The 1,796-nt window shown below is 63.4% G+C and carries 3 protein-coding genes; 1 reads left to right on the top strand and 2 read right to left on the bottom strand.

Features of this window, described 5'->3' with window-relative positions:
* Window positions 1–929 (bottom strand): HNH endonuclease (locus Q0283_RS17265; protein WP_298045893.1); only part of this gene is annotated, 929 nt, incomplete at its 3' end.
* A gap of 77 nt (window positions 930–1,006) precedes the next feature.
* Here Q0283_RS17265 and Q0283_RS17260 point away from each other — a divergent pair.
* Window positions 1,007–1,441 (top strand): hypothetical protein, encoded by a 435-nt coding sequence (locus tag Q0283_RS17260; RefSeq protein WP_298045892.1) that lies wholly within the window; start codon window positions 1,007–1,009, stop codon window positions 1,439–1,441.
* Window positions 1,442–1,524: 83 nt separating this feature from the next.
* On the opposite strand, the gene Q0283_RS17255 is transcribed toward Q0283_RS17260, so the two are convergent.
* Window positions 1,525–1,796, bottom strand: a 272-nt coding sequence (locus tag Q0283_RS17255) for a cation:proton antiporter (protein ID WP_298045890.1), incomplete at its 5' end; no start/stop codon positions are given.

Below are 1,796 nucleotides of genomic sequence, written 5' to 3'. Positions count from 1 at the left end.
CCCCAGGGCCCCGCACCCGGAAGGGCCACCAGCACTTTCCCAACACTTACTAAGAGGTCCTTCCGAGGGCGTTCCGATCGTGCACGAGGCAGAGCCATCAAGGTGCTTCCGTGCAATTCCTGCAAACCATGTTTGAGCATCGGTCCATCAACTTCTGCCAGCAAATCCTCCCGAATCTCGACCGTATGGTCTGGCCGGATACCCATAAAGAAGCTGTCGAAAGCAGCATGGTGAATCTTGCAGAGCGCCATTCCATTGACGACTGAGGAGATACCCAAGTCGTCGCGGTCCGGGACAATATGTGCTGCGTCAAGAAGTTGCGGATGGGCAAGATTGCACACGGCGCAGTGGTTTTCATACGCCGTCAAGACGGTAGAGCGAAAGACCGGTTGATGGAGTCGTACCTTCGTCTCACGATTGATGTACCGCTTCAACGATTCCTCCATGACCGAACCCTGAACCATGTCGGGCAGAAGATCTCGTTCTTCCGTCGGCGCCATCACGAAGCGCTGGAAAGCAGCCTCCTCGTCAACGATGTACACCGGTGCGACGGCTTGGAAGCGAGCTGGATTCATCGCAACGCCTACGAACCAGATCAGCGGGAGTTGTAGGTCCATAGCGCGACGTAGGCCGCGATTGTCCGGATGACTAGGATCATCTCCACGCCAGGCGTATCGAATTAATCCGTCCGGCCCGATGTCGTCCTCGTAGGGACGCTTCTCGCCAGGCCGCCGGTACACCGTCATGATCGACAATGAGGCCTCGAACCCTGCCGGTTTCCAGATACCCGTCTGCACGGGCTGCAGTCGTTGTTTCACTCCCTGAAATCGGAAGTCTTCAATGTCTTCTCGCGTCAGTGCCTCCAGCCCATCGCTAGACCGTTCCTTCAGCCAGGCAATGGCAGACTCCCTCAATCCGAAAGGTTCCACACTGCAGTCCTTATCTCGACACCGGCACGTCATTCGACCTTCTCATTTAGTGAGCCACCCGGCATAGACTCACCCCCATGACCTCGGAGCCACAGCACCAGGACCAGAACGCCGCTCGAGAAGGCCGCACCGCCGACTCCATGAACCAACCCGCCGTGCCCGTCTCGGTTCGCCGGAAGGCGAGCGGGCCGACGTCGGGGGTCTCGGCGCGGTCCAACACCGCGGACGCGTGGGATCAGTTGCGGAGCACGACCTCATCGGTCACGCAGCAGATCAACGACTTCATGACCCGCACCACCGGGAGCCGCACCGAGCGGGACACCACGATCCGTCAGGCCGCCGAGCGCGGCCGCGGGGAGGCCGGACGCGGGCTGCGTGCGCTGGCCGAGGCCGCGGCGAAGCTGGCCGACCTGGTGGACGGCAGCTCCGAGCGCAAGGGCCAGCATGCGGACGAACCGCGCATCCTGGAGCAGCCCAAGTCCTCCCCGACGCAGGACGACCAGCGCCCCTGACGCGTCGTGCCGCGGTCAGGACCGCGGTCCCCGCCTGCCCGGCGCGCTCCCCCAGGAGCCAGGATCCTGATGCGTCCGGGAGCTCAGGCGTCGGGAGACGTACGTGGCGAACCGGCCAGGTCCTGGGGGTGGGTCTGGGGATCCACGGGTGCCCCGGACTGGTAGACCGCGCGGGCGAGGGTGTTGGAGGCCAGCGAGGACACGATGACCAGGGCGAAGATGGTGACGAGGCTGACCAGCAGGACCCACCAGTCGAACCCGTCCCGGCCGGTCAGGTGCGCGAAGACCCCGGCCACCATGAGCGGAAGGCCCATCGCCGTGGCCGGCGAGAACACGTTCATCATCTGCAGGGCGT

Origin of the sequence: uncultured Citricoccus sp. (genome assembly GCF_937871995.1) — a bacterium.
Classification (GTDB): Bacteria; Actinomycetota; Actinomycetes; order Actinomycetales; family Micrococcaceae; genus Citricoccus.
This window is presented reverse-complemented; position numbering and strand designations above follow the sequence as displayed.